The sequence below is a fragment of the Phaeobacter sp. LSS9 genome (assembly GCF_003443595.1).
GTDB classification, from domain to species: domain Bacteria; phylum Pseudomonadota; class Alphaproteobacteria; order Rhodobacterales; family Rhodobacteraceae; genus Phaeobacter; species Phaeobacter piscinae.
Map to the genome: position 1 here is coordinate 849914 of NZ_CP031956.1, position 22270 is coordinate 872183.

Genomic DNA, 22270 nt, shown 5'->3' on the forward strand with positions numbered 1-22270 from the left:
ATCGCTGGAATCCACCTCAAATCGGAGGTTTCTAAGGGTAACCACAGTTCGCAGAGGAGATATGCGCGTGACATCCAAGACCTGTATTCTGATCGGCGCCCCCGTGGACAGCGGCAAGCGGCGCGCCGGATGCCTGATGGGGCCGGATGCCTATCGCACCGCCGGTCTGGGGCGCGCAATCGAAAGTCTGGGTCACAAGGTGGTCGATCAGGGCAATCTGCGGCCTGCGACCCATGAACGCGATACCAACGACGGTCTGGTCTTTGCCCGCAATGAAACCATCGGCTGGACCAATCGCCTGATCCGCGCCGCCGAAGAAGCGATGACAGAGGGGCTGCCGATCTTTCTTGGTGGCGACCATTCACTGTCCCTGGGCTCGGTTGTTGGCGTGGCCAACCACGCCGCCAAAGAAGGCCGCCCGCAATTTGTGCTGTGGCTCGATGCGCATACCGATTTTCACACCCCGGCAACCTCCGACAGCGGTAACCTGCACGGCACACCAGTGGGCTATTTCACCGGGCGTCCGGATTTTGCAGGCTTTCCTGAGGTGGCCAACCCGGTCCCGCAGGAGAATGTCTGCATGATCGGCCTGCGCTCGGTTGATACCCCGGAACGCCTCGCGCTTGAGGCCAGCGATATTCACCGTCACGACATGCGTGATATCGACGAAAATGGCATTGCCGGTCCGCTTTCTGCCTTCCTTCAGCGGGTCAAGGACGCCAACGGAATGCTGCATGTTTCGCTGGATGTTGATTTTCTGGACCCGTCTGTGGCCCCTGCGGTCGGCACCACCGTGCCCGGCGGCGCCACAGTGCGCGAAGGGCATCTGGTGTGCGAAATGCTGCATGATTCCGGGCTGATGACCTCTTTGGATCTGGTAGAGCTGAACCCGTTTCTGGATGAGCGCGGCCGCACGGCCCATCTGATGGTGGATCTCTGCGCCTCGGCCCTTGGGCGTCGTGTCTTTGACCGCCCGACACGGAGCTATCAATGAGCCAGCTTCAAGCCCCCGGTGCGGTGGTGATGATCCGTCCGCACCACTTTTGCTCCAACCCGGAGACGCGCGACGACAATGCGTTTCAAACCCTTGCGGATGACACGGCGGATGTGACCTCTGCGCAGGCGCTGGCCGAATTCGACGGAGCGGTTACAGCGCTGCGCGGTGCGGGTGTGAGCGTCCATGTGTTTGACGACACTGGCACGGAAACCCCAGACAGCGTGTTTCCGAACAACTGGTTCTCGACCCATGCCGGCGGCCATGTTGCGGTCTACCCCATGTATGCGGCCAACCGGCGCAAGGAACGCCGCTGGGATGTGATTGAACTGCTAAAGCGGGATTACCGCGTTCAGGATGTGATCGACTATTCCGGGTTGGAACAGGACGGGCTGGCGCTGGAAGGTACCGGTGCCATGGTGCTCGATCATATCGGGCGCATTGCCTACACCGTGAAATCCAACCGTGCCGATCCGGTGCTGCTGGAACGTTTCTGCACCCATTTCAACTTTGAACCTATGGTATTTGAAGCACGGGATGCGCAGGGACGCGATGTCTATCACACCAACGTGCTGATGGGAATTGGCACGGACTATGCGCTGATCTGTCTTGATATGATCACCGATCCAACGCGCCGGGCCGAAGTTGCCGCGCGGCTGGAGGAAACCGGACGCCGGGTGATTGATCTTACGCCCGAGCAGATTGCCGGATTTGCCGGCAACGCGCTGGAGCTGACCGGGCACAACCGCTTGCTGGCGCTGTCGTCGCGTGCCGTCGATGTGCTGCGCGCCGACCAAATCGCTGTAATTGAGCGCAGCGCGACCCTGCTGCCGCTCTCCATTCCCACTATCGAAACCGCTGGCGGGTCGGTGCGCTGCATGCTGGCAGCCATCCACCTCAGCCCCCGTGAAAGGACCCAGTCATGACCCAACCCTCGGACAAGGCGCTTGTGCCTTTTGTTAGCGTCGACAATATGATGCGCCTCATTCATCATGTCGGGATCGACACGGTGATGAAGGATCTCGCCGCCTATATCGAAGAGGATTTCAAACGCTGGGAGCTGTTTGACAAGACACCGCGCGTGGCCAGCCATTCCGACGTCGGTGTGATCGAACTGATGCCCACCTCCGATGGCGAGGCTTATGGCTTCAAATACGTGAACGGCCATCCGAAGAACACCTCTGAGGGGCTGCAAACTGTCACCGCTTTTGGCCTGCTTGCGGATGTTTATACTGGCTATCCCGTACTGCTGACAGAGATGACCATTCTGACCGCGCTGCGCACGGCAGCGACCTCCGCCATGGTGGCAAAACACCTTGCGCCCAAGGGCGCGACGACCATGGCCATGATCGGTAACGGCGCCCAGTCGGAGTTCCAGTCGCTCGCAATGCAGGCGATCTGCGGGCTGAAATCCGTGCGTCTTTATGATGTTGATCCGGCCGCTACCGCGAAATGCGCGGCAAACCTGAAAAACAGTGGGCTGGAGGTTGTGGCCTGCAAAACGCCGGAAGAGGCGATTGAGGGCGCGCAGATCCTGACCACCTGCACCGCAGACAAGCAATATGCCACGATCCTGACCGACAACATGGTCGGCAGCGGTGTTCACATCAACGCCATCGGCGGTGACTGCCCAGGCAAGACGGAGCTTGCGCCGGGCATCCTGTCCCGCTCTGACGTATTTGTGGAATTCCCGCCCCAGACTCGGGTTGAGGGGGAAATCCAGCAGATGCCTGAGGATTTTGAGGTTACCGAGCTGTGGCAGGTGATCCTGGGGCAGAAACCCGGTCGCCGCGATGACAAGCAGATCACCCTATTCGACAGCGTCGGTTTCGCGATCGAGGATTTCTCGGCCCTGCGTTACATCCGCGACCGGATCAAGGACACCGATTTCTTCCTCGAACTGGATATGTTGGCCGACCCTGACGATCCGCGCGATCTCTTTGGCATGGTGCAACGCGCCAAGGGCTGATCCCCCCGAAGGTAGATACCAAAAGGCCCCGACAGCGCTGCTGATCGGGGCCTTTTTCATAGCTCTTTCAGGGTGCGATCAGCTGTCCAATTCACTGTCCCAATAAAGGAAATCCATCCAAGTCTGGTGCAGTTCCGGTTTGGGGCGTGGCAGGCGCCGGGCAATCGCGTCCAGTTCATGTGGGCTTGGGGCGAAGGGTTGACGACGGAGTTTCAACCCCACCTGCTGTGGTTTCAGATTGCCCTTACGCAGATTATCAGCACTGCAACAGGCGACGATATTGGTCCAGGAGGATGCACCACCTTTGCTGCGGGGGATCACATGGTCAAATGTCAGATCCTTGGCGGCAAACCGCTTGCCGCAATACTGGCAGCAGAACTCATCACGCAAAAACACATTGTACCGGGTGAAGGCCACCTTCTTGCGCTTGCGATAGCGTTTGAGCGCAACAACAGCAGGCACTTCGAAGGTGTCCGAGGCCGAATGCACCGCGACATCATCATAGGTCTTGACCTGTATGACCCGTTCCTGATGGACGGCAACAAACGCATCCTGCCAATTGCAGACAGACAGCGGCGCCCAGCTGAGCGGCTGCATATCTGCGTTCAGAATCAAAGTTCTGAGATTACCAACGGCGACGGTCATACTGCACCTCCTCGTTTCAATGGCCCGGACCTGCGCCAAGGTCCCGGCCACTGACCACCGCCCTGCCCCCGCGTACGGGCCGACACAGCAGTGGTTTCAGACAAAACAAAAGCGCGTGGAGTGCACGCGCTTGTCTTTGGATCAGTCATATGAATATCAGCAGTCTGCGGGCGAACCGACAGAGGGCTTCGATGCGGCCAGACAGGTATTCGCAGACCAATCAGCGGGCGCATTCCCTTGCTGCCGCTGATCGCAGGCTGACCATGGGCAACGGCTGCACGGCGATACCCACTATCTGCTGAAATCTGTTGCTGTTGGATCTGCATGTTCTGCAACGGCTCTACCGCCCTGTCTGCCTGCGTTTCGACACCAGAGCGGGGAACCCGCCCCTGCTTTGAATTAACTATATATCGTGTCCTGCAACTGGCAAGCCCCCATTATCAATGATTATGACAAGGTCAGGGACCAGCTCTCAGATCAACCACTAGGATGTTTCCGTGACAGCCACATGACGACCAGACGCTGATGCGTGTCGGGACAAACCTAGCCGGAGGCGCGCGCGCCCCTTGCCACTCAGCGGAGTGCTGCCTATTGCAGGCTGATGACCAGATTGATCCGCTTCAACAAACCCTATGACGTCTTGCCGCAGTTCACCGACCGTGGCAGCGAAAGCAGTCCGCGCGCAACGCTGAGCGACTGGATTGATCTGCCGGGAGTTTACCCTGCGGGGCGGCTGGATCGTGACAGCGAGGGGCTGATGCTGCTGACCGATCACGGGCGCTTGCAGGCGTGGATCTCGGACCCTCAGCATAAAATGCCAAAAACCTATTGGGTGCAGGTTGAGGGCACGCCGGATGCTGCGGCTATTCAGGCGCTGGCCGACGGCGTGGAGCTCAAGGACGGGCTGACCCGCCCGGCGAAAGCAGCATTGATGGAGGAACCCGACGGGATCTGGGCACGCAACCCGCCTATCCGTGTGCGCAAGTCCGTCCCTGATAGCTGGATCGCGCTGACCATCCGCGAGGGCCGTAACCGTCAGGTGCGGCGGATGACGGCTGCTGTGGGTCACCCGACATTGCGCCTGATCCGGGCTGCGATTGGGATCTGGACGCTTGATGGCTTGTCCCCCGGCAGTTGGGAGGATCTGGAGGTGCCGTCTATTCCCGGACCGCCGAAACCAAAACCCGCGCCAAATCGACAGGCCATCGCCCGGCGCAAGGCTGCCGCGTCAACGCCCGGTCGCCCGGAACCGAACGCGAGAGCAAAGCCGCGAAAACCAAGAAAGCCGCGCAAGGGCTGATCCTTACGCGGCTTTGCGCTTCAACTACGGCTTTCAGCGCTCAGAGGCTCAGCTTGTCCCGCATGAAGGCCAGCGCCACGCTCAACCCATCGGGGGCAATGCCGTGGCCTGTGCCCTTCATGATATGGGCAAAGACATCCTGGAACCCGGCCTCTCCCAGCGCCTCGGCAGCTTCGGGCAGCGATTGTGGCGGCACCACATCGTCAGCGTCGCCATGCACCAGCAGCACCGGCATTTTTGAGATAACTTCATCCTTCAGCGTTTCCGGCGACAGCAGGCGACCAGAGAAAGCGACGATCCCCGCCACCGCATCCTCGCGGCGGGGGGCCACATGCAGGCTCATCATTGTGCCTTGCGAGAATCCAAAGAGCACCACCTGCTCGGGCAGCACGTCCTCATCCACCATCAGCGCATCCAGAAAGGCGTTCAGATCCTCGATGGAGGCCATCATCCCGCGCATGGATTCCTCTTCCGAGGAGCCGTCGATCCAGGGGATCGGAAACCACTGGAAGCCAAAAGGCGCGCCTGCACAGCTTTCCGGGGCATCCGGTGCCACAAACAAGGTGTCGGGCAGATGTTCGGCCAAGGGGTCAGCCAGCCCCAGCAGATCGGCCCCATTGGCCCCATAGCCATGCAGGAACACCACCACGGATCGGGTCTGCCCCGACAAGGGCGCCTTGCGCTCGGCTTTCAAAACTCGTGTCATCGGATCCCTTCCCTGTCCTTTGCCACCCGGTAATAGGCCCAGAGCACGCGCGCCGCAACCGACCGCCACGGCGACCAGTCCTCAGCGATGCGGCGCATCGCGGCGGGTTTCGGCCGCTCCGGCAGATCCAGCAGGATCCGTGCCCCTTCTTGCAGCGCCAGATCGCCATGGGCAAAGACATCCGCCCGCCCAAGCGAGAACATCGCGTAGATTTCCGCCGTCCAGGTGCCAATGCCCGACACTTGCGTCAGGGTCGCAATCACCTCCGCATCCGGGAGCTGGCGCAGGGCGTCAAAATCAATGGCGGCCGCGGCCAGCGCATGGGCATAACGAATTTTCTGACGGCTGAGACCGACGGCCCGCAGATCCTCCTCGCTGGCCGCTGCTACCTGCGGTGCTGTATCCAGCCCGGCCTCAACCATCCGCCCCCAGATCGCATTGGCCGAAGCCACGCTGACCTGCTGGCTGACAATCGCGCTCAGCAGTTCGCCAAATCCCTCGGGTTTGCGGCGCAAGGGCAACGGTCCGCAGAGGTCGATTGCGGCGGCAAACCGTGGATCCTGATCGGCCAGCCACGCGGCGCCTTCGCGCACGCAGGCGTCACTGGTGATGATCCGCCCGACGTTGGCCACCCCCACCGCATCCGGATTTTTCGATCCTGTCATATGTGGCCTCTCCTTGCGTCTTTTTCGCGCGCATAGCGCACTGATGCAGCATCAATCTTGCCCTGTCGGATATTCAGGGATACGCATCTGTCATGACTGACAGCCTCCCCCTCCCCGACGACCGCATCGCCAAACGCAATGTTGTCATTCTCGTGCTTGCGCAGGCCTTTCTGGGTGCGCAGATGCCGATGATTTTCACCATTGGTGGTCTCGCAGGTCAATCGCTTGCCAGCAATGCCTGTTTCGCGACGCTGCCGATTTCGCTGATCGTCGCAGGTTCCATGCTGGCGGCCACGCCGATCTCCGCGATCATGCAGCGGTACGGGCGCAAGGCGGGCTTCTTTGTGGGCGCCGCTGGCGGCACATTTGGCGGTGTCATTGGAGCATATGGGCTTTACCTTGGCTCTTTTCCCATCTTCCTGCTGGGCAGCTTCCTCACCGGTATCTATATGAGCGCGCAGGGCTTCTACCGCTTTGCCGCAACGGACACGGCGTCCGATGCGTTTCGGCCCAAGGCGATTTCTTATGTGATGGCGGGCGGGTTGCTCTCGGCCATCATTGGCCCGCAAATCGTCAAGGCGACCAGCCAGGCCTTTGTGATCCCCTTCCTCGGCACTTATATGGCCGTGGTTGCAGTGAACGTCCTGGGCGCAATCCTGTTCTTGTTCCTCAAAATCCCCAAACCTCCTGTCCCCAGCGAAGACGCCCCCAAGGGACGCAGCCGTCTGGAGCTGCTGCGCACGCCCACCATCGCCGTGGCGGTGATCTGCGCCATGGTGTCCTACGCGCTGATGAACCTGGTGATGACCTCAACCCCGCTGGCGGTTGTTGGCTGTGGCTTTAGCGAAGGCAGCGCCGCCGATGTGGTGACCGCCCACGTGCTGGCAATGTATGTGCCGTCCTTCTTTACCGGTCATCTGATCGCGCGGTTTGGCGTGGAAAAGATTGTCGGCGCTGGCCTTGTGATCCTTGCTGCAGCCGGGGCTGTCGCGCTGCAAGGCGTTGATCTGGAGAATTTCTTTGTCGCGCTGGTTCTGCTGGGCATTGGCTGGAACTTTGGCTTCATCGGTGCAACCACCATGTTGGCGGGCGCGCATGAGAGCTATGAGCGCGGCCGGATGCAGGGGTTGAACGACCTTTTGGTGTTTGGCGGCGTGACCTTTGCCTCGCTCGCCTCTGGTGGTCTGATGAACTGTTCCGGCGGCAGTGCGGTCGAAGGCTGGACCGCTGTGAACATGGCCATGGCACCTTTCCTGGTGCTGGCAGGCGGAGCTTTGCTGTGGCTGATGCTGAAGCCGCGGGCTCTGCGCAAGGCCTGAGCGCACACTCTGGCGCGCGATGATAAACCGACAAAAAAAGACGCCTGACGGAAAACCGCAGGCGTCTTTTTCATCTGGAGGCCTGAGCCCATTACCAGCGTCCGGTTGACACCCGGTAGATCAGGCTGGCGCGGCGGCGAAACTCGCTGGTGCCCAATGTGCCCTCGGCCACGCGCTGCGGTTCTGCCACGGCCTGCCGCAGGATCGCAGCGGCCTGCCAGCCGGGAAGCAGCGCCGGCAGCGCGGATTTGGTGAGTTTGGCGCGTTGCCCGCGCGCCTCCTTAAGCGCCTCCAGCCCGGTTTTTGCCAGCGCACTTATGCCTGACGGCGTGCCGTCCAGCAGGGGAATACGCTTCTCTGCAACCAATTTGGGAATCGCACGCAGCCAATTGGCAACCCCGACCCCATAAGCGAACCGGCGCACCAGCGCCTCGTCCGATGCGCCCAGTGTTGCGGCGGCCATCCACATGAGCGACCCGGTCGTCTTATCGATGTGATCGGCCAGCGCCGCCTCATCTTCAAACGGGTCACGGTAGATATCCCAGCGGCGCGCCTCTGCCATGGCATCAATATGCCCCGCCAGCTCTGGCGTCAGGACCTTGGCCAGCGGTGTTGTCACAAAATGCCGACGCACCGAGCCGCCTGCGGCGATTTCCTCCCCGACATCACGCCACCACTGGACACGCATCTCCGCAATCATCGCCTCGGTCGAGGCCCAAGGCGCGCGTGCCAATTCCAGATTAAACGCATAGATCGCAAACAGCGGCGCACGTGCCTCGACCGGCACCGCCATCACCGTGGCAAAACGGTCAGGATCGCCTTTCTGCACCAGATCGGCGCAGGCGGTCAGATCATCATCAAACGGGATCATCAGACCGCACCACCCGCCGCATCGGTATCGCGCAACAGTTTCCAGCGGATCGCATCCAGCAGCGCCTCAAACGACGCATCGATTATGTTGGCGCTGACGCCAACGGTGGACCAGCGTCGGCCCTTGCCATCTTCGCTGTCGATAATGACGCGGGTCACAGCCTCGGTCCCGCCTTGGGTGATGCGCACCTTGAAATCGACCAACCGCATATCATCCAGCGCCTTGGAGTACTGGCCCAGATCCTTCGTCAGCGCCTTAGCCAGCGCGTTCACCGGCCCCCGGTCGCTACCGGTCTCGTCCAGCGATTCACTCACCGACAGCAGCTTTTGGCCATCCACCTTGACGACCACAACCGCCTCAGAGAGGGAGACCATCCGGTCATACTTGTTCTTGCGCCGCTCCACCGTGACCTTGTAGCGCTTCACCTCAAAGAAGCTTGGAAGCTGCCCCAGCTCCTCACGGGCCAGGATCTCGAACGAGGCCTGCGCGGTGTCATAGGAATAGCCCTCGGCCTCACGGGTCTTGATCCGTTCCAGAATACGCGCCAGTGCCGGATCGCCCTTCTCCACGCGCAGACCGGCCTCCGACAGGCGGCGGCGCAGATTGGACTGCCCGGCCTGATTGGACATCGGAATGATACGCGCATTGCCCACCAATGCCGGGTCAATATGCTCGTAGGTGCTCGGATCCTTCAGGATCGCGCTGGCATGCAGCCCGGCCTTATGGGCAAAGGCGGAGGCTCCAACATAAGCGGCCTGTTTCGTCGGTACCCGGTTCAGGATCTCATCCAGCATCCGGCTGAGTGCTGTCAGCGTGCTCAACCCCTCTCGACTGATACCGATGTCAAACTGGTCCGCATAGGGCTGTTTCAACAGCAACGTCGGGATCAGCGTGGTCAGATTGGCATTGCCGCAGCGCTCCCCCAGCCCGTTCAGCGTTCCCTGGATCTGCCGCGCACCTGCATCCACCGCGGCCAGCGAACAGGCCACCGCGTTTTCGGTGTCGTTATGGGTGTGAATGCCCAAATGATCCCCCGGCAGCCCCGCCGCAATCACCTCCGCCACGATCCGCCCGACGTCACCCGGCAAGGTGCCACCATTGGTATCGCACAGCACCACCCAGCGCGCGCCCGCCTCAAGCGCGGCACCGCATGCCGCCAGCGCGTAGTCCGGGTTATCCTTGTAACCGTCAAAGAAATGTTCGGCGTCAAACAGCGCCTCGCGCCCCTGCGCCACAAGATGCGCGATGGAGGCGCGGATATTATCGAGGTTCTCCTCAAGCGTGATCCCCAGCGCATGGGTCACGTGATAGTCATGGCTTTTGCCCACCAGACAGACCGCCCCGGTGTTTGCATTCATGACCGCCGCGAGAACATCGTCGTTTTCCGCCGACCGTCCGGCCCGTTTGGTCATGCCAAAAGCGGTCATGGTTGCGCGCGTCTGCGGGGCCGCATCAAAGAACCCGCTGTCAGTCGGATTGGCGCCGGGCCAGCCCCCTTCGATATAGTCTACCCCCAGCCCGTCCAGCGCCGTGGCAATCTGCACCTTCTCGGTGGTCGAGAACTGCACACCCTGGGTCTGCTGCCCATCGCGCAGCGTGGTGTCATAGAGATAAAGACGTTCTTTGGTCATGGCTGGCCTTATGGCTTGGCAAATGAGGGTGGCCCTCCCCTCAGAGGGCCGCGATGTGTTGTGGTGCTAGATCGCGTCCAATTTGCTGGCATCAAACGACGGGCCCGGCACCAGCTCAACGCCAGCTTTTGACATGCGAACTTCGATGCCGGCATCGATAAGAAGGGCCTTAATGCGATCTACTTCAGAAAAATCTTTCTTTTCCATCGCAGACTTACGAGCATCTTCTAAGATCGACACATATTGTCCTAGGTTGCCCGTCCAAGCCGAATAGGAAGAACCTTCTGGTCTTGAAAGGTGGTCAATGTCGGTCTCTTCATTCAACAGGCCAAGGAATACCATCGAACCAATTAGAAGCTGGTAACGCTCTTCTTTGTATAGCTTATGCAGTCTTGAAATTGCCTTGGACGTATTGAGATCGTCTGCGATTGCCTCAACTATCTTTTCATCAGGCTGATAGACATCCGTATTGAGATATACACCACGAGATCCCGGTTTCGCGTACTCACCCGGCACCATCAATACAGAATAGAACTTCGCTAGTGTTTGCCTTGCTTCCTCCGCCTTTTTGTCGGTCCAATCCATCGGTTTGCGGTAATGCGTTTGCAGGAACACAAAGCGAATGACCTCCCCCGGATAGCCCTGATCCAAGAGGTCGCGCACGGTGAAAAAGTTGCCCAGAGACTTGGACATCTTCTTGCCTTCGACTTGCAGCATCTCATTGTGCAGCCAGATTTTTGCAAAATCGCCTTCCGGATGGGCACAGCAGCTTTGCGCAATTTCATTCTCGTGATGCGGGAACATCAGGTCATTGCCGCCGCCGTGAATGTCGAAGCTATCACCAAACAGCTCATGGCTCATGGCGGAGCATTCGATATGCCACCCCGGACGACCCCGGCCCCAGGGGCTGTCCCAGCCCGGCAACTCATCGGTGGAGGGCTTCCACAGCACGAAATCCATTGGATCGCGTTTGTTATCCGCCACTTCGACCCGCGCCCCGGCAATCATGTCATCCACCGACCGGCCGGATAGCGCGCCGTAGTCCTTGTAGCTCTTGACCGAGAACAGCACATGCCCCGCGCCGTCAGCATAGGCATGGCCCTTGGCAATCAAGTCTTCGATCATCGCGATCATCTGCGGAATATAGGCGGTTGCGCGCGGCATGTGAACCGGTTCCAGCGCGCCCAGCTCAGCCATATCAGCCAGATACCAGCTGATGGTTTCTTCGGTCCGCTCCTGTACCAGCTCTTCCAACGTGCCCGGCGCGCCCGCTTCCTTCCGGGCCAGCGCGGTTGCGTTGATCTTGTCATCCACATCAGTGAAATTACGCGCATAGGTGACGTGATTGGTGCCGTAGACCTGGCGCAAGAGGCGATAGAGCACATCAAACACCACCACAGGACGCGCATTGCCAAGATGGGCGCGGTCATAAACCGTCGGCCCGCAGAGATAGAGACGCACATCGTCGGGATTGAGCGGGTTCAGCACCTCTTTGCCTCGGGTGCGGGTGTTGTGCAGCTTGATCGTCGTCATCACAAATCCTTCGTCTGACCGCAGCGCATGCGCCTCTGGCCACTCTCCCAACGGGTGCCGCAGATACGCGGCGCGCAGCGCGGGCTTAGCAACTTGTTCAAAAGAAGGGAACGACAGAAACCAGCCCGCTGATTATTTCAGCAGGTAATGCAGCAAGTAATAATGTTGCAAATCCGGTTCATGGAGTTTTCATAACACGCGCGCATCGCGTCGCCAAGCCTGCAATTCAGACCGAAGCCTCACGCCAACGCAAAATGGCGCGCCCACCGAAATGGACGCGCCGCCTTTAACCCCGGTGGGTCAAATCAGAACTGGTAGGACGCCCGCAGCGACACGGTGGTCGCATCAGCGCTGATGCCGGAGCTGCCCAGATTGTCGAAGTCATGCTCCAGCACTTCGCCACCGACAGTCCATTGATCCGTCACGCGGTAGGCCACGCCGATACCGTAGAATTCACCGGTTTCATCACCAACAGAGGTATCAACCTGCGCCACACCGCCGGTCACATAGGCCAGCACGGGGCCAAAGTCATACCCGGCCTTCACCTTGCCGCGCATCACCGAGTCCACAGTGGCGGCACCACCGCCGAGATCAACATCGGTGGCGTCGTAGTCAATCTCACCACCCAGCACGAAGCGGCCAAAATCATAGTTGTAGCCAGCGTGCACACCGTAAGAGACATCATCCCCTGACAGGCCATTGCTGGTATCTGCGTCCAGCTGCCCGATTTGGCCACCGATATAGGCACCGGTCCAGTCACCGCCGTCATTGGCCACCACAACTGGCGGAGCGGCAGGAGCCGGGGCTACGACCGGCTCTTCCAGGTTGCCGGCAAAGGCTGGGGTGCTCAGGGCGGCGGCGATAGCGGCCATGGATACGATACGAGTCATCTCGACTTCTCCTTGTCTGTCTTTCGACATGTGTCTTCTGCGTCGACGCGCTACTCTCGCGTCTGCCCCTCCTAAAGAAGATCGACAGCCGTTTTGTTCCAGACCCCAGCATATTTTTCCGAATTTCTGCGCATTATTTGGCCCAAAATGAGCGTCTGAGGCAGGTTCCTGCCGATTGAGTTCAGGCAGCTCATCGCCGATTGGCAGGTTCGCGCCAGCATCTAGCCCGACCGGCCAACCGCCGCTTATCTGGATTCCGGATCCGGGCCCCGTATCCTGCTCGGAATCGGCATATTGCGCGGATCGCCCGGCCGAGGTTGAGGCGCTGCGCAAGGATGCACGGATTTGCACATAGCCCCAGAAGGCCAATCCCGGCAGCCAATTCTATTGGTGGATGGTGAGAAGGCTGCTGTCAGAACTGAAAGGAGGCGCGGATCGACAGGATATCCCGGGACGGCGCCTGAACGGCCGCGCCATCGCTTGTGTTCTGGTGCAGGTATTCCCCGCTGACCCGCAGAGCACGGTTGAGCGAGTAGCTGAGCCCCAGGCCATAGACCGCGCCATTGTCGCTATCTGTGGCGGTTTCATTGCGCGCGGAGCCGATGGTGACATATCCCAGCGTCTCCCCCATGTCATATCCGGCGCGTAGTTTGATCCGCCGGGTCTGCTCCTCAGTCAGGTCAGAGCGGAGACGCCCGCTGCGATCGACCTCAACCTCCCCGCCCAGCACCACGCGACCAAAGTCATGATCATAGCCAAGATGAAGCCCCGACGCGCTCACCGAGCCGCGCTCTGATGGTGCTGCCTGCGCCCGCGCCATGGAGGCGCCGAGGAAGAAGCCGCTCCAATCACCCGCAAAACCCGGCGCGGCTGCAAAGACCGCCGCAGCAAACCCCGCAATGGCCGCCCGCCGGGCTGATCCGCACCCGTTTGCCCAAATCCCCCGGCGCCGCTGCCTGCGATGCATCAAGAGATCACGGTCTGTGCTGCGAATGAAGGCCGGTGTCATCGGCACTGCCCTTTTCTGACGGCGCGCCATTCAGGCGCGCGTGATTGCCCATCTCCGACCAGTATCTCTGCAAATGTTTAATATCGGGTTCAGCATTACGGTGTGCTCAGGGTGCCTCAGCAAAGGGTGCAAATAAAGACGAATTTCTCTCGGTAAGAGTTTAAAATATATATATTTTTACTGATCATCATCGAACGTTTACGCCGCAACCTGCGCGTCTTGGTAGTGAAATATTGGTCGCAAATTTCACAAAAGTCGCAAATGAGATAGAATCGGTCGCCCTGTGTGCAACGATGTCCAGAGCACAACGGAGCAGCGACATGGCAGCCAGCCAGCCAGGGAAACAGTCAGGGGAACGGTGGGTCATCAACCTGATCGGCCGCACCATCGGCGCGTCCCGTGGCCGGGCGGCGCGGGGACGACCGCGGCGGGTCTGAAGCATTCAGATTTCATTTCAGACCCTGAGAGAGCTTATGACAGATCAATCGAACTCCCCTCGTGCGGCCCGCAGCGGTGGCCGCGCTGCCCGCCGTGCTGCCCGTGCAGCCCCCCTCGCCGACCATCTGCGCCCCATCCGGGCCGGGTTGGAGGGCGGGCTCTATCGCCCGCTCAGCGACGCCGGTGTCGCACGCATTCACCAAGCCGCGCTGGATGCTCTGGAGCAGATCGGCCTTGCCGACGCGCCCCCGAGCGGGGTCGCCTATCTGAAAGCTGCGGGCTGTATCGAAGGGGACGACGGACGCATCCGCTTCCCCCGCGCCCTGGTCGAGGACACGATTGCCAAGGCGAACAGATCAGTCACCCTGTTCAGCCGGGATGGCAAAAACGATCTCGAACTCTCCGGTAGCCGGGTACATTATGGCACCGCCGGCGCTGCGGTCCATGTGGTTGATGTTCATGGTCGGACATACCGCGATTCAACTGTGCAGGATCTGCACGACGCGGCCCGGATCACCGACCAGCTGGACAATGTCCATTTCCTGCAACGGCCCATGGTGTGCCGCGATATCCTCGACAATATGGAAATGGACCTGAATACGGTCTACGCAAGCTGCTCTGGCACGCTGAAACATATCGGAACATCCTTTACCGAGCCGAGCCATGTACCGCCGGCTCTGGAGATGCTGCATATGATTGCGGGCGGTGAGGACAAATGGCGCGAGCGCCCGTTTATGTCCAATTCCAACTGCTTCGTTGTGCCCCCGATGAAGTTCGCCACCGAAAGCTGCGAGGTGATGGAGCTGTGCATCAAGGGCGGCATGCCGGTTCTCCTGTTGTCCGCTGGCATGGCTGGCGCAACCGCCCCGTCAACAATTGCCGGCGCGATTGTGCAGGCGGTGGCCGAATGCCTAGCCGGTCTGGTTTACGTCAACGCCGTCAAACCCGGCGCGCCCGCGATTTTTGGCACCTGGCCGTTTGGGCTTGATCTGCGAACCGGGGCGATGTCGATCGGATCTGGCGAACAGGCCCTGCTCACGGCGGGCTGCGCGCAGATGCATCATTATTATGACCTGCCGGGCGGGGCCGCCGCTGGCGCCTCTGACAGCAAACTGCCCGACATGCAGGCCGGATGGGAGCAGATGTGCTCCAACGTGATGGCGGGGCTGTCGGGGTGCAACATGGTGTATGAAGCAGCCGGAATGCATGCCTCACTGCTTGGGTTCTGCCTTGAGTCCCTGATCCTGAGCGACGATATGCTTGGTCAGGCCATGCGCTGCGTGCGCGGGATTGAGGTGAGCGAGGATACCGTCGCCATTGATCAGATCGCTGAAGTCTGCCTTAGCGGGACTGGCCATTATCTGGGTACGGACGCGACGCTCAGCCGGATGCAGCAGGATTTTGTCTACCCGACATTCGGGGATCGCACTTCGCCCAAGGAATGGGCAGAGCTGGACAAACCCGACCTCATAGAAAAGGCGGTGGCCCGCAAGGAACAAATCCTGAGCCAGGCCTCGCAGGCACAATTCGACCCGGTTCTGGATCAGGCGCTGCGGGAGCGGTTCAACATTCACTTGCCAAGATAAGTCATTGAAATACCTATGGGCATCGTCACGGACTGCCCATGGGTGACCTTTGTCGCCGATGTTAGATCGCCTTCAGCCGTTGCCGCAAATATTCCAGCCAGCCACGAAAGCTTGTGGTCCTGGCGAATTTCTTGCTCATGTATCGTAGCTCTTTCTGCCGCAATGCCTTGCTGACAGAGGCGCTGACCTGGCCTTCGTGCATGCGGTTGGCGATCACTGTGTCTGGCACCACCACGGGATCTCCGTAGGCATCCCACAGACGTTTATAGAGGTCCACATCCATCAGCCAGATCAAGGCTTCGTCGAACTCCATGGCCGAAGTCCGGCGCATGGCGAGAACCGAGGGGCTGGACACCGTGTTCTTGCCAAAATGCAACCGATCCGTCAGGCGGGGACGCATCGGACGGGTCACACTGCTGCCGTCCCGCGTGACACCAGAGCCGCAGAGGCACCAGTCCGCCCCCTGCCCCATTGCATCATGTATATGCGCCAACCCGTTGGCATCTATGATCAAATCATCCTGAAACAGAACCTTGATAATCTCGCCAGTTGCATGGGCCATTGCGTTATTCACATTGGCCGATGCCTGTCGTAACCCCTCGCGGTTCCACAGATGGGTGATGGTCAGCCGATCGGCATAGTCCCGGCAGACCTCAGCAACCGCCATGTCATCGGATTGATCTGATACAACGATATCGAAATCGCTAAAACTCTGGTGGCAGAGATGGTCAAAGGAATCCGCCAGGTAACGCGCACCATCCCCGCCCATGGCATAGGCAGGAATGCAGAGGGTGATTGCAGGCATGGCGGGTTCCTTGGCCGGGGCTGTTTTGCCCTGCCTAACAAAGTCACAGCGCAAGTCCAAGCCGCGGACCTGCCTAAACGCCCAGATAGCGATCCTTCAGCTCGGGCGTCAGCGCGCCCATCGCACCTGTCCAAACCGTTGTGCCCTTGTTCACAATCACCGCGCGATCCGCCACGGCAGCCAGTTCCCGCAGCGTTTTGTCCACCACCAGGATCGACAGGCCACTGTCGCGTTTCAGCCGTGCAATCGCCGCCCAGATCTCCTGCCGCACCACTGGCGCCAACCCTTCTGTGGCCTCATCCAGGATCAGCAGCCGCGGGTTGATCATCAGCGCGCGGCCAATGGCGAGCATCTGTTGCTCGCCTCCGGACAGAGACGACGCCGTTTGATCGCGCCGCTCCGCCAAGCGGGGAAAGAGATCTGCCACCATGGCAAAATCCCAGGGGCCGGGCCGTGCAGCAGCTCTCAGATTTTCTTCGACCGTGAGTGGGGCAAAACACCGGCGGCCCTCAGGAACCAGCCCGATGCCCAGGCGCGCGATTTTATGTGAGGGCAGCTTGCGCAGGTCATTTCCGGCGAAATGCAGCGTGCCTTCACTTGCTGGCAGCATGCCGCAGATGGTCTTGATCGTGGTGGATTTACCCATCCCGTTGCGCCCCATCAGCGCCACCACTTCACCTTCGCCGATGTCGAGATCCACACCAAACAAGGCCTGAGATGGTCCATATGACGCAGCAACATTTTTAAGAGATAGCAACATCATACAGCCTCCTCTTCACCCAAGTAGGCGCGTCGCACCTCAGCGTTGTTGCGGATATCATCGGTGGTGCCGGTGGCTATGACCTCGCCATAAACCAGCACGCTGATCCGATCCGCCAGGGCAAAGACCGCGTCCATATCATGCTCCACCAGAAGGATCGGCGCCTCGTGGCGCAGTGTGTTCAAAAATCCGGTCAACGCCTGCGATCCGCCCGCGCCAAGACCTGCCATCGGCTCATCCATCAAGAACAGTTTCGGCTGCAGCGTCAGCGCCACCGCCACCTCCAGCTGGCGCCGTTGACCATGTGACAGATCAGCGGTCCGCCGCTTTGCATCGCTCAGCAGGCCCACGCGCTCCAACGCCTGTTCCGCCTGCGCCACCAGTGCCTTGTCTCGCATCACATTGCCAAGGAACCGAAACACGCCACCCCGCGCACCAAGCGCGCCAAGCACCGCGTTTTGCAACACGGTGAAATCCATCGCGAGCGCGGAGATCTGAAAGGTGCGCCCCAGCCCCATCCGGGCTCGTGCAACGCGGCTCAGCTCATCAACCGGGCGACCAAGCAGCGAGACGGATCCGCTATCAGGACGAAGTTCTCCGGATACCTGTTTGATAAGTGTTGATTTTCCTGCACCGTTTGGACCGATCAAAGCATGGATTTCACCGGCGCGCAGATCCAGAGAGATATTCTTGCTAGCCTGCAATGCGCCGAAGGATTTGCTCAGATCCCTGATCTCAAGAACCTGCTTTGCGCCCATTGGGTCAGTCATGGGCCACCTCCCGTCCGCTGATCGCACCGATCACGCCACCACGGGCGTAGAGCACGATGATCAGCAGCAGCCCGCCCAGGTAGATCTGCCAGTAATCGCTGATCCCACCCAGAAGATGCTCCAGCAGGATGAACAGCGCAGCGCCGATGACCGGACCAAACAGCCGACCCACGCCACCGATGATGACAAAGATCATGATCTCACCACTGGTATGCCAGCTGAGCATGGTGGGGCTGACAAAACGGTTCAGATCGGCAAACAGCGCCCCGGCAAGACCGGTGATCGCGCCTGAAATGACAAAGGCCGTCAGACGCAGCTGGTAAGGGGTGATGCCAACCGTCTCCACCCGCGCCTCGCATTGACGCGCAGCAGAAAGCGCCAGACCAAAGGGCGCGCGCGCCAACCTGGCGGCAAACCAAAGCGCCGCACAAAGGATGGCATAACAGATCAGGAAAAACTGCAAAGGAACCAATGTGTTCAGACCCGGAAACTCATTGCGCACCCAGATCGATAGCCCGTCCTCACCGCCATAGGCTGACCAACTGATGGCAAAGTAGTAGAGCATCTGACCAAAGGCCAAGGTGATCATGATGAAATAGACACCAGAGGTGCGCAGCGACAGCGCACCGATCACCAGTGCCGCAAGCGCGCTGGCAACAACCGCCACCAGCCAGATCACCGGCATCTGGTTGGTGCCTTCGATCAGCATCGGCCATTCGGCCAGCGGTTCGTAATTCTGCGCGTGGGCGGCCAGGATTCCCATCGCATAACCGCCGATCCCGAAAAATGCAGCATGGCCAAGGCTCACAAGCCCACCAATCCCCAGCGCAATATTGAGACCAACCCCAGCCAGCGCAAGGATTGCGACCTTTGTGGCGAGGGTGATCAGAAACGGCTCTTCTGCCATATGCGCCCACAGCGGGATCGCGAGCAGCAGCAGGATCACCGCAGCGTTCAACAGGTTTTCACGGCTCATCAGTGCTGCCCCCCATAGAGACCGGACGGGCGCACCAGCAGGATCAGCGCCATCAGGATGTAAATCAGCATCGACGCCAGCGATGCCCCGACGGATGTTGCGCTGGCAGGCTCCATGAACAGCGCAAACACCTGCGGCAGGAACACCCCGCCCAATGTATCCGTCAGCCCCACCAACAATGCCCCGACCATCGCCCCCTTGATCGAGCCGATGCCACCGATGACAATCACCACGAAGGCCAGGATCAGCACCGGCTCACCCATGCCGACCTGCACCGATTGAATAGCTCCGACCAAGGCACCGGCCAGCCCGGCCAGCGCTGCGCCAAGGGCGAAGACCAGCGTGTAAAGCTTTGAAATATCGACACCAAGTGCCGCAATCATCTCCCGGTCACTTTCGCCGGCGCGGATCTGAATCCCGATACGGGTGCGCGCGATCAGCCAGAACAACCCGGCTGCGACCACGAGACCAATGGCAATGATGGTTAGACGATAGAGCGGGTATTCAATGCTCCCCGGCAGCCTGATCGGACCCGACAGATAACTCGGCACATCCAGAAACAGAGGGAAGGATCCAAAGACCCAGCGCGTGCCTTCCGAAAAGATCAGGATCAGCGCAAACGTCGCCAGCACCTGATCCAGATGATCCCGGTCATAGAGTTTCCGGATCACCAGAAGTTCGACCAGCGCGCCAGCCGCAGCGGCGGCGGCCAGGCTGGCGATCAGGGCCAGAACAAATGAGCCGGTCCAAGCCGCAACAACCGCGGCGGCAAAGGCACCGACCATATATAGCGCACCATGCGCCAGATTGATCAGCCCCATTACACCAAAGACCAAGGTCAGGCCGGCCGCCATGAGAAAGAGCATCACCCCGAACTGCAATCCGTTCAGGATCTGCTCCAGTATAAGTATGAGGGACATGAATTCGTTCCACCAAGGCAGAGGCATCACGCCTCCGCAGCCATTGGAATGGGAGGATGCGAGCCGGATCTCTCACCGACCCGCACGCCTCAGATTGTCTTACATCTTGCACTCTGCCGCGTAGGCGTCAGCGTGATTTTCCAAACCGGTTGCGATGATCTTGTTGGTGAAAACATCCCCTTCCTGAATGACTTCGCGGACGTAGATGTTCTGGATCGGGTGGTGGTTGTCGCCGAATTTGAATTCGCCCCGAACGGAGTCGAACTCCGCAGCCTTCAGCGCCGCGCGAAAGGCCTCCTTGTCATCAACACTTGCCTTGTCCAATGCGCTGAGGATCAGGTTCGCGGTGTCGTAGCCCTGGCTTGCATAGAGCGAAGGGAGGCGTTCATATTTCTGCTCAAAGGCGGTGACAAAGGCTGTGTTGGCCGGATTGTCGAGGTCTTTGTTCCACTGCGAGGTGTTCTTGATCCCCAGTGCAGCACCACCGACCGCCTGAAGAATGCCCTGATCAAAGCTGAAGGCCGGGCCAACCACGGGCAGATCAACACCGCTGTCTGCATATTGCTTGAGGAAGGAAATGCCCATGCCGCCCGGCAGGAAGAAATAGACGCTGTCGGCACCGGAGGCGCGGATCTGCGCAATTTCGGCCGCGTAATCGGTCTGACCCAATTTGGTGTATGTCTCACCGGCCAGATCGCCCTGATACATCCGTTTGTAGCCGGTCAATGCGTCCTTCCCAGCCGGGTAATTCGGGGCGAGGATATAGCTGTTCTTCAGGCCCGCATCATTGGCATAGGCGCCCGCCGCCTCATGCAGATTGTCGTTCTGCCAGGCCACGTTGAAGTAGTTTTCATGGCAGCGCTTTCCGGCCAGCGCTGACGGACCGGCATTGGGCGACAGGTAGAATACACCTTGCGCCGTGGCCGCCGGAACCACCGCCATAGCGAGGTTCGACCAGATGATGCCGGTCATGATATCAACCTTCTCTGATTGGATCATCTGGTCGGCGATCTGTACGGCACTTTCGGGTTTACGCTGATCGTCTTCGATCACCACTTCGATATCGTCGCGGCCCGCCTGCTCCATCGCCAGCATGAAACCGTCGCGCACATCGACGCCCAGGCCCGCACCGCCACCGGAGAGTGTTGTGATCATACCGATCTTGGTCTCGGCGCCCGCGGCCAGAGCCAGTGTTGATACGGCTGTTGCCAGCGCCATGGTCTTCAGTGTCGTCATTGATCCATCTCCCTGATCTGTCTGAGCAATGGGGGCCGCTTCTGTGGCAACTCCCCGCCGCTTACTCTTTCTGATTGGACTGCACGGCGCCAGCATTTTGCGGCGTTCTCCAGATTTGTCAGTCCACGCGAACGTGCCCATGCCGGAGGCCGAGCACATACGCAGGAGACAGGTCGCGCAATGTCCAAGGACCGTTTCATCAGCCCTTCAAGGAAGCCTAGGCTGAAGTTGGGATTTATTTCAAGATTAAAACATCTAACCTTAAAACTTATCATCCCAACACAGACACGGCCGATCTAGGGATTTTCTGATTGAGAGCGCCCGCTTCACCAGCCGGTTAGGGCCGTGAGAGCAAGCCCAATAGTGGCCCTGCCGCATATCGCAAGGGAATGAGGCAGCCCTCGCGCAGCCCTTGGACCGCTATTACTACGATATGCGAAAACATCAGTGCGGACCAGAATGCGCCCACGAAAGAGCACGACAAGGCAACACGCCCATCGACATCCCCCGCTACAAATACAACCCTGCGTTGATGATTGCCGATATCTTCTAGCAGGACCTAAGCCGACGTGGCTGATCTTTCGCGGGATCCGCGCCCTGCGTGCTGTTGCGCTGACGCTCAAGCCCATCAGTATAGCGTTTCACAAGTTCGATCTGAAAGCGGATTTCATGAACCCGGTCGGCGAGTTGCTGGCTCAGAGAGCCGATGGCACTTTCGGCATCGACCAGGCCGGCTTCGGTCGCGGACAGCACATTGAGCAGCGGCAATGCCAGATCTGTCAGCACCTGCGCGCTCACCTCGCGGGTCAGATCCTCAAGCCCGGCCCCGAAACCCACATCAGGGCGGAACGCGTAGCCAATGCCGCCAAGGCTGATCCGGAAGCGGATGATGATTGACTGGCTGCCATCTTCGTTAACGGTAGTAAGGACATGTGCCCCTGCCAGTACCAGTCCCGGCACCTCAAGGATGAGGGACGGCAGCGAGATGACCTGTGTTTCGCCGGACAGCATGTTGACGCAGTCTTGCAATCCTTCCGCAATGGAATCGCAAAACACCTCATCAAGGGGCATCGTATTCACAAAGGATGTTCTGTTGCGGAACGCGGGGCTGACCACTTCGCAGGACCGCACATAAGGGGTTTCGCCCTTCTCGGCCATCAGGTTCACAATGAACCGCCGCTGGTCTTCTCCAGTTTCAGTACTGTCAGTCATGGCCACCACGTTCATTACACCCAACCTATATACTG

General features: G+C 59.8%; 21 protein-coding genes. 6 read left to right on the top strand and 15 right to left on the bottom strand.

Annotated elements, in window-relative coordinates:
- Positions 1–67 precede the first annotated feature (67 nt).
- The 3 genes from rocF to D1820_RS04170 are packed head-to-tail and all read left to right on the top strand — an operon-like array spanning position 68 to position 2963.
- On the top strand, positions 68–994 hold the full coding sequence (gene rocF, locus D1820_RS04160) for an arginase (protein WP_118070018.1): 927 nt from the start codon (positions 68–70) through the stop codon (positions 992–994).
- Positions 991–1920 (top strand): citrulline utilization hydrolase CtlX, encoded by a 930-nt coding sequence (gene ctlX / locus D1820_RS04165; RefSeq protein ID WP_118067973.1) that lies wholly within the window; start codon positions 991–993, stop codon positions 1918–1920. Before rocF ends, ctlX begins: the two co-directional genes overlap by 4 nt.
- Positions 1917–2963 (top strand): ornithine cyclodeaminase, encoded by a 1047-nt coding sequence (locus tag D1820_RS04170; protein WP_096871346.1) that lies wholly within the window; start codon positions 1917–1919, stop codon positions 2961–2963. The genes ctlX and D1820_RS04170 overlap by 4 nt, the downstream gene beginning before the upstream one ends.
- A 78-nt stretch (positions 2964–3041) precedes the next feature.
- Here D1820_RS04170 and D1820_RS04175 read toward each other — a convergent pair whose 3' ends face one another.
- A complete protein-coding gene (locus D1820_RS04175) occupies positions 3042–3608 on the bottom strand; it encodes an HNH endonuclease (protein WP_040169205.1) in 567 nt (188 codons plus the stop codon).
- 601 nt (positions 3609–4209) lie between these two features.
- Between D1820_RS04175 and D1820_RS04180 the strand changes: the two genes are divergently transcribed.
- On the top strand, positions 4210–4908 hold the full coding sequence (locus D1820_RS04180) for a pseudouridine synthase (RefSeq protein ID WP_118067974.1): 699 nt from the start codon (positions 4210–4212) through the stop codon (positions 4906–4908).
- A gap of 40 nt (positions 4909–4948) precedes the next feature.
- Here D1820_RS04180 and D1820_RS04185 read toward each other — a convergent pair whose 3' ends face one another.
- Together D1820_RS04185 and D1820_RS04190 are read right to left on the bottom strand one after the other, a co-directional pair.
- Complete coding sequence (locus tag D1820_RS04185) at positions 4949–5614, bottom strand: alpha/beta hydrolase (RefSeq protein WP_118067975.1); 666 nt, start codon at positions 5612–5614, stop codon at positions 4949–4951.
- Positions 5611–6279 carry a DNA-3-methyladenine glycosylase gene (locus D1820_RS04190; RefSeq protein ID WP_118067976.1) on the bottom strand — a complete coding sequence of 223 codons (669 nt, stop codon included), beginning with the start codon at positions 6277–6279 and terminating at the stop codon, positions 5611–5613. The genes D1820_RS04185 and D1820_RS04190 overlap by 4 nt, the downstream gene beginning before the upstream one ends.
- A 92-nt stretch (positions 6280–6371) precedes the next feature.
- Here D1820_RS04190 and D1820_RS04195 point away from each other — a divergent pair, with 92 nt between their 5' ends.
- Positions 6372–7598: an MFS transporter gene (locus D1820_RS04195; protein ID WP_118067977.1), complete on the top strand. Its 1227-nt coding sequence runs from the start codon at positions 6372–6374 to the stop codon at positions 7596–7598.
- A 91-nt stretch (positions 7599–7689) separates the two neighbouring features.
- Here the strand turns inward: D1820_RS04195 and D1820_RS04200 are convergent, their stop codons facing one another.
- The 5 genes from D1820_RS04200 to D1820_RS04220 all read right to left on the bottom strand — a co-directional run bounded on the left by D1820_RS04200 (position 7690) and on the right by D1820_RS04220 (position 13532).
- On the bottom strand, positions 7690–8469 hold the full coding sequence (locus D1820_RS04200) for a squalene/phytoene synthase family protein (RefSeq protein ID WP_118067978.1): 780 nt from the start codon (positions 8467–8469) through the stop codon (positions 7690–7692).
- Positions 8469–10100 (bottom strand): citramalate synthase, encoded by a 1632-nt coding sequence (gene cimA, locus D1820_RS04205; protein WP_118067979.1) that lies wholly within the window; start codon positions 10098–10100, stop codon positions 8469–8471. The genes D1820_RS04200 and cimA overlap by 1 nt, the downstream gene beginning before the upstream one ends.
- Positions 10101–10166: 66 nt before the next feature.
- Positions 10167–11633, bottom strand: coding sequence for a cysteine--tRNA ligase (cysS, locus tag D1820_RS04210; RefSeq protein ID WP_118067980.1), 1467 nt, complete (start codon positions 11631–11633; stop codon positions 10167–10169).
- Between the two features lie 305 nt (positions 11634–11938).
- Positions 11939–12523, bottom strand: coding sequence for an outer membrane protein (locus tag D1820_RS04215; protein ID WP_014874751.1), 585 nt, complete (start codon positions 12521–12523; stop codon positions 11939–11941).
- Positions 12524–12935: 412 nt separating this feature from the next.
- A complete protein-coding gene (locus D1820_RS04220) occupies positions 12936–13532 on the bottom strand; it encodes an outer membrane protein (RefSeq protein ID WP_118067981.1) in 597 nt (198 codons plus the stop codon).
- 473 nt (positions 13533–14005) lie between these two features.
- Between D1820_RS04220 and D1820_RS04225 the strand changes: the two genes are divergently transcribed.
- Entirely contained in the window at positions 14006–15556 is a 1551-nt protein-coding gene (locus D1820_RS04225) for a trimethylamine methyltransferase family protein (RefSeq protein WP_040178574.1), read from the top strand.
- 61 nt (positions 15557–15617) lie between these two features.
- On the opposite strand, the gene D1820_RS04230 is transcribed toward D1820_RS04225, so the two are convergent.
- From D1820_RS04230 to D1820_RS04260, 7 genes are all read right to left on the bottom strand, one after another.
- Positions 15618–16361 carry a glycosyltransferase family 2 protein gene (locus tag D1820_RS04230; protein ID WP_118067982.1) on the bottom strand — a complete coding sequence of 248 codons (744 nt, stop codon included), beginning with the start codon at positions 16359–16361 and terminating at the stop codon, positions 15618–15620.
- Between the two features lie 73 nt (positions 16362–16434).
- Positions 16435–17124, bottom strand: a complete 690-nt coding sequence (locus D1820_RS04235; RefSeq protein WP_118067983.1) for an ABC transporter ATP-binding protein — start codon at positions 17122–17124, stop codon at positions 16435–16437.
- Positions 17121–17891, bottom strand: a complete 771-nt coding sequence (locus D1820_RS04240; RefSeq protein WP_118067984.1) for an ABC transporter ATP-binding protein — start codon at positions 17889–17891, stop codon at positions 17121–17123. Before D1820_RS04240 ends, D1820_RS04235 begins: the two co-directional genes overlap by 4 nt.
- Positions 17884–18867 carry a branched-chain amino acid ABC transporter permease gene (locus D1820_RS04245; protein ID WP_040178582.1) on the bottom strand — a complete coding sequence of 328 codons (984 nt, stop codon included), beginning with the start codon at positions 18865–18867 and terminating at the stop codon, positions 17884–17886. Before D1820_RS04245 ends, D1820_RS04240 begins: the two co-directional genes overlap by 8 nt.
- Complete coding sequence (locus D1820_RS04250) at positions 18867–19787, bottom strand: branched-chain amino acid ABC transporter permease (RefSeq protein WP_118067985.1); 921 nt, start codon at positions 19785–19787, stop codon at positions 18867–18869. Before D1820_RS04250 ends, D1820_RS04245 begins: the two co-directional genes overlap by 1 nt.
- 99 nt (positions 19788–19886) lie before the next feature.
- Positions 19887–21023 (bottom strand): ABC transporter substrate-binding protein, encoded by a 1137-nt coding sequence (locus D1820_RS04255; RefSeq protein ID WP_118067986.1) that lies wholly within the window; start codon positions 21021–21023, stop codon positions 19887–19889.
- A gap of 549 nt (positions 21024–21572) precedes the next feature.
- Positions 21573–22235 carry a hypothetical protein gene (locus tag D1820_RS04260; protein WP_254683353.1) on the bottom strand — a complete coding sequence of 221 codons (663 nt, stop codon included), beginning with the start codon at positions 22233–22235 and terminating at the stop codon, positions 21573–21575.
- Between the last annotated feature and the right edge of the window lie 35 nt (positions 22236–22270).

Coding starts and splice junctions, on each gene's coding strand:
- ctlX (WP_118067973.1), top strand. CDS start 991: ATGAGCCAGCTTCAAGCCCCCGGTGCGGTGGTGATGATCCGTCCGCAC.
- D1820_RS04170 (WP_096871346.1), top strand. CDS start 1,917: ATGACCCAACCCTCGGACAAGGCGCTTGTGCCTTTTGTTAGCGTCGAC.
- D1820_RS04175 (WP_040169205.1), bottom strand. CDS start 3,608: ATGACCGTCGCCGTTGGTAATCTCAGAACTTTGATTCTGAACGCAGAT.
- D1820_RS04180 (WP_118067974.1), top strand. CDS start 4,210: ATGACCAGATTGATCCGCTTCAACAAACCCTATGACGTCTTGCCGCAG.
- D1820_RS04185 (WP_118067975.1), bottom strand. CDS start 5,614: ATGACACGAGTTTTGAAAGCCGAGCGCAAGGCGCCCTTGTCGGGGCAG.
- D1820_RS04190 (WP_118067976.1), bottom strand. CDS start 6,279: ATGACAGGATCGAAAAATCCGGATGCGGTGGGGGTGGCCAACGTCGGG.
- D1820_RS04195 (WP_118067977.1), top strand. CDS start 6,372: ATGACTGACAGCCTCCCCCTCCCCGACGACCGCATCGCCAAACGCAAT.
- D1820_RS04200 (WP_118067978.1), bottom strand. CDS start 8,469: ATGATCCCGTTTGATGATGATCTGACCGCCTGCGCCGATCTGGTGCAG.
- cimA (WP_118067979.1), bottom strand. CDS start 10,100: ATGACCAAAGAACGTCTTTATCTCTATGACACCACGCTGCGCGATGGG.
- cysS (WP_118067980.1), bottom strand. CDS start 11,633: ATGACGACGATCAAGCTGCACAACACCCGCACCCGAGGCAAAGAGGTG.
- D1820_RS04215 (WP_014874751.1), bottom strand. CDS start 12,523: ATGACTCGTATCGTATCCATGGCCGCTATCGCCGCCGCCCTGAGCACC.
- D1820_RS04220 (WP_118067981.1), bottom strand. CDS start 13,532: ATGACACCGGCCTTCATTCGCAGCACAGACCGTGATCTCTTGATGCAT.
- D1820_RS04225 (WP_040178574.1), top strand. CDS start 14,006: ATGACAGATCAATCGAACTCCCCTCGTGCGGCCCGCAGCGGTGGCCGC.
- D1820_RS04230 (WP_118067982.1), bottom strand. CDS start 16,361: ATGCCTGCAATCACCCTCTGCATTCCTGCCTATGCCATGGGCGGGGAT.
- D1820_RS04235 (WP_118067983.1), bottom strand. CDS start 17,124: ATGATGTTGCTATCTCTTAAAAATGTTGCTGCGTCATATGGACCATCT.
- D1820_RS04240 (WP_118067984.1), bottom strand. CDS start 17,891: ATGACTGACCCAATGGGCGCAAAGCAGGTTCTTGAGATCAGGGATCTG.
- D1820_RS04245 (WP_040178582.1), bottom strand. CDS start 18,867: ATGAGCCGTGAAAACCTGTTGAACGCTGCGGTGATCCTGCTGCTGCTC.
- D1820_RS04250 (WP_118067985.1), bottom strand. CDS start 19,787: ATGTCCCTCATACTTATACTGGAGCAGATCCTGAACGGATTGCAGTTC.
- D1820_RS04255 (WP_118067986.1), bottom strand. CDS start 21,023: ATGACGACACTGAAGACCATGGCGCTGGCAACAGCCGTATCAACACTG.
- D1820_RS04260 (WP_254683353.1), bottom strand. CDS start 22,235: ATGACTGACAGTACTGAAACTGGAGAAGACCAGCGGCGGTTCATTGTG.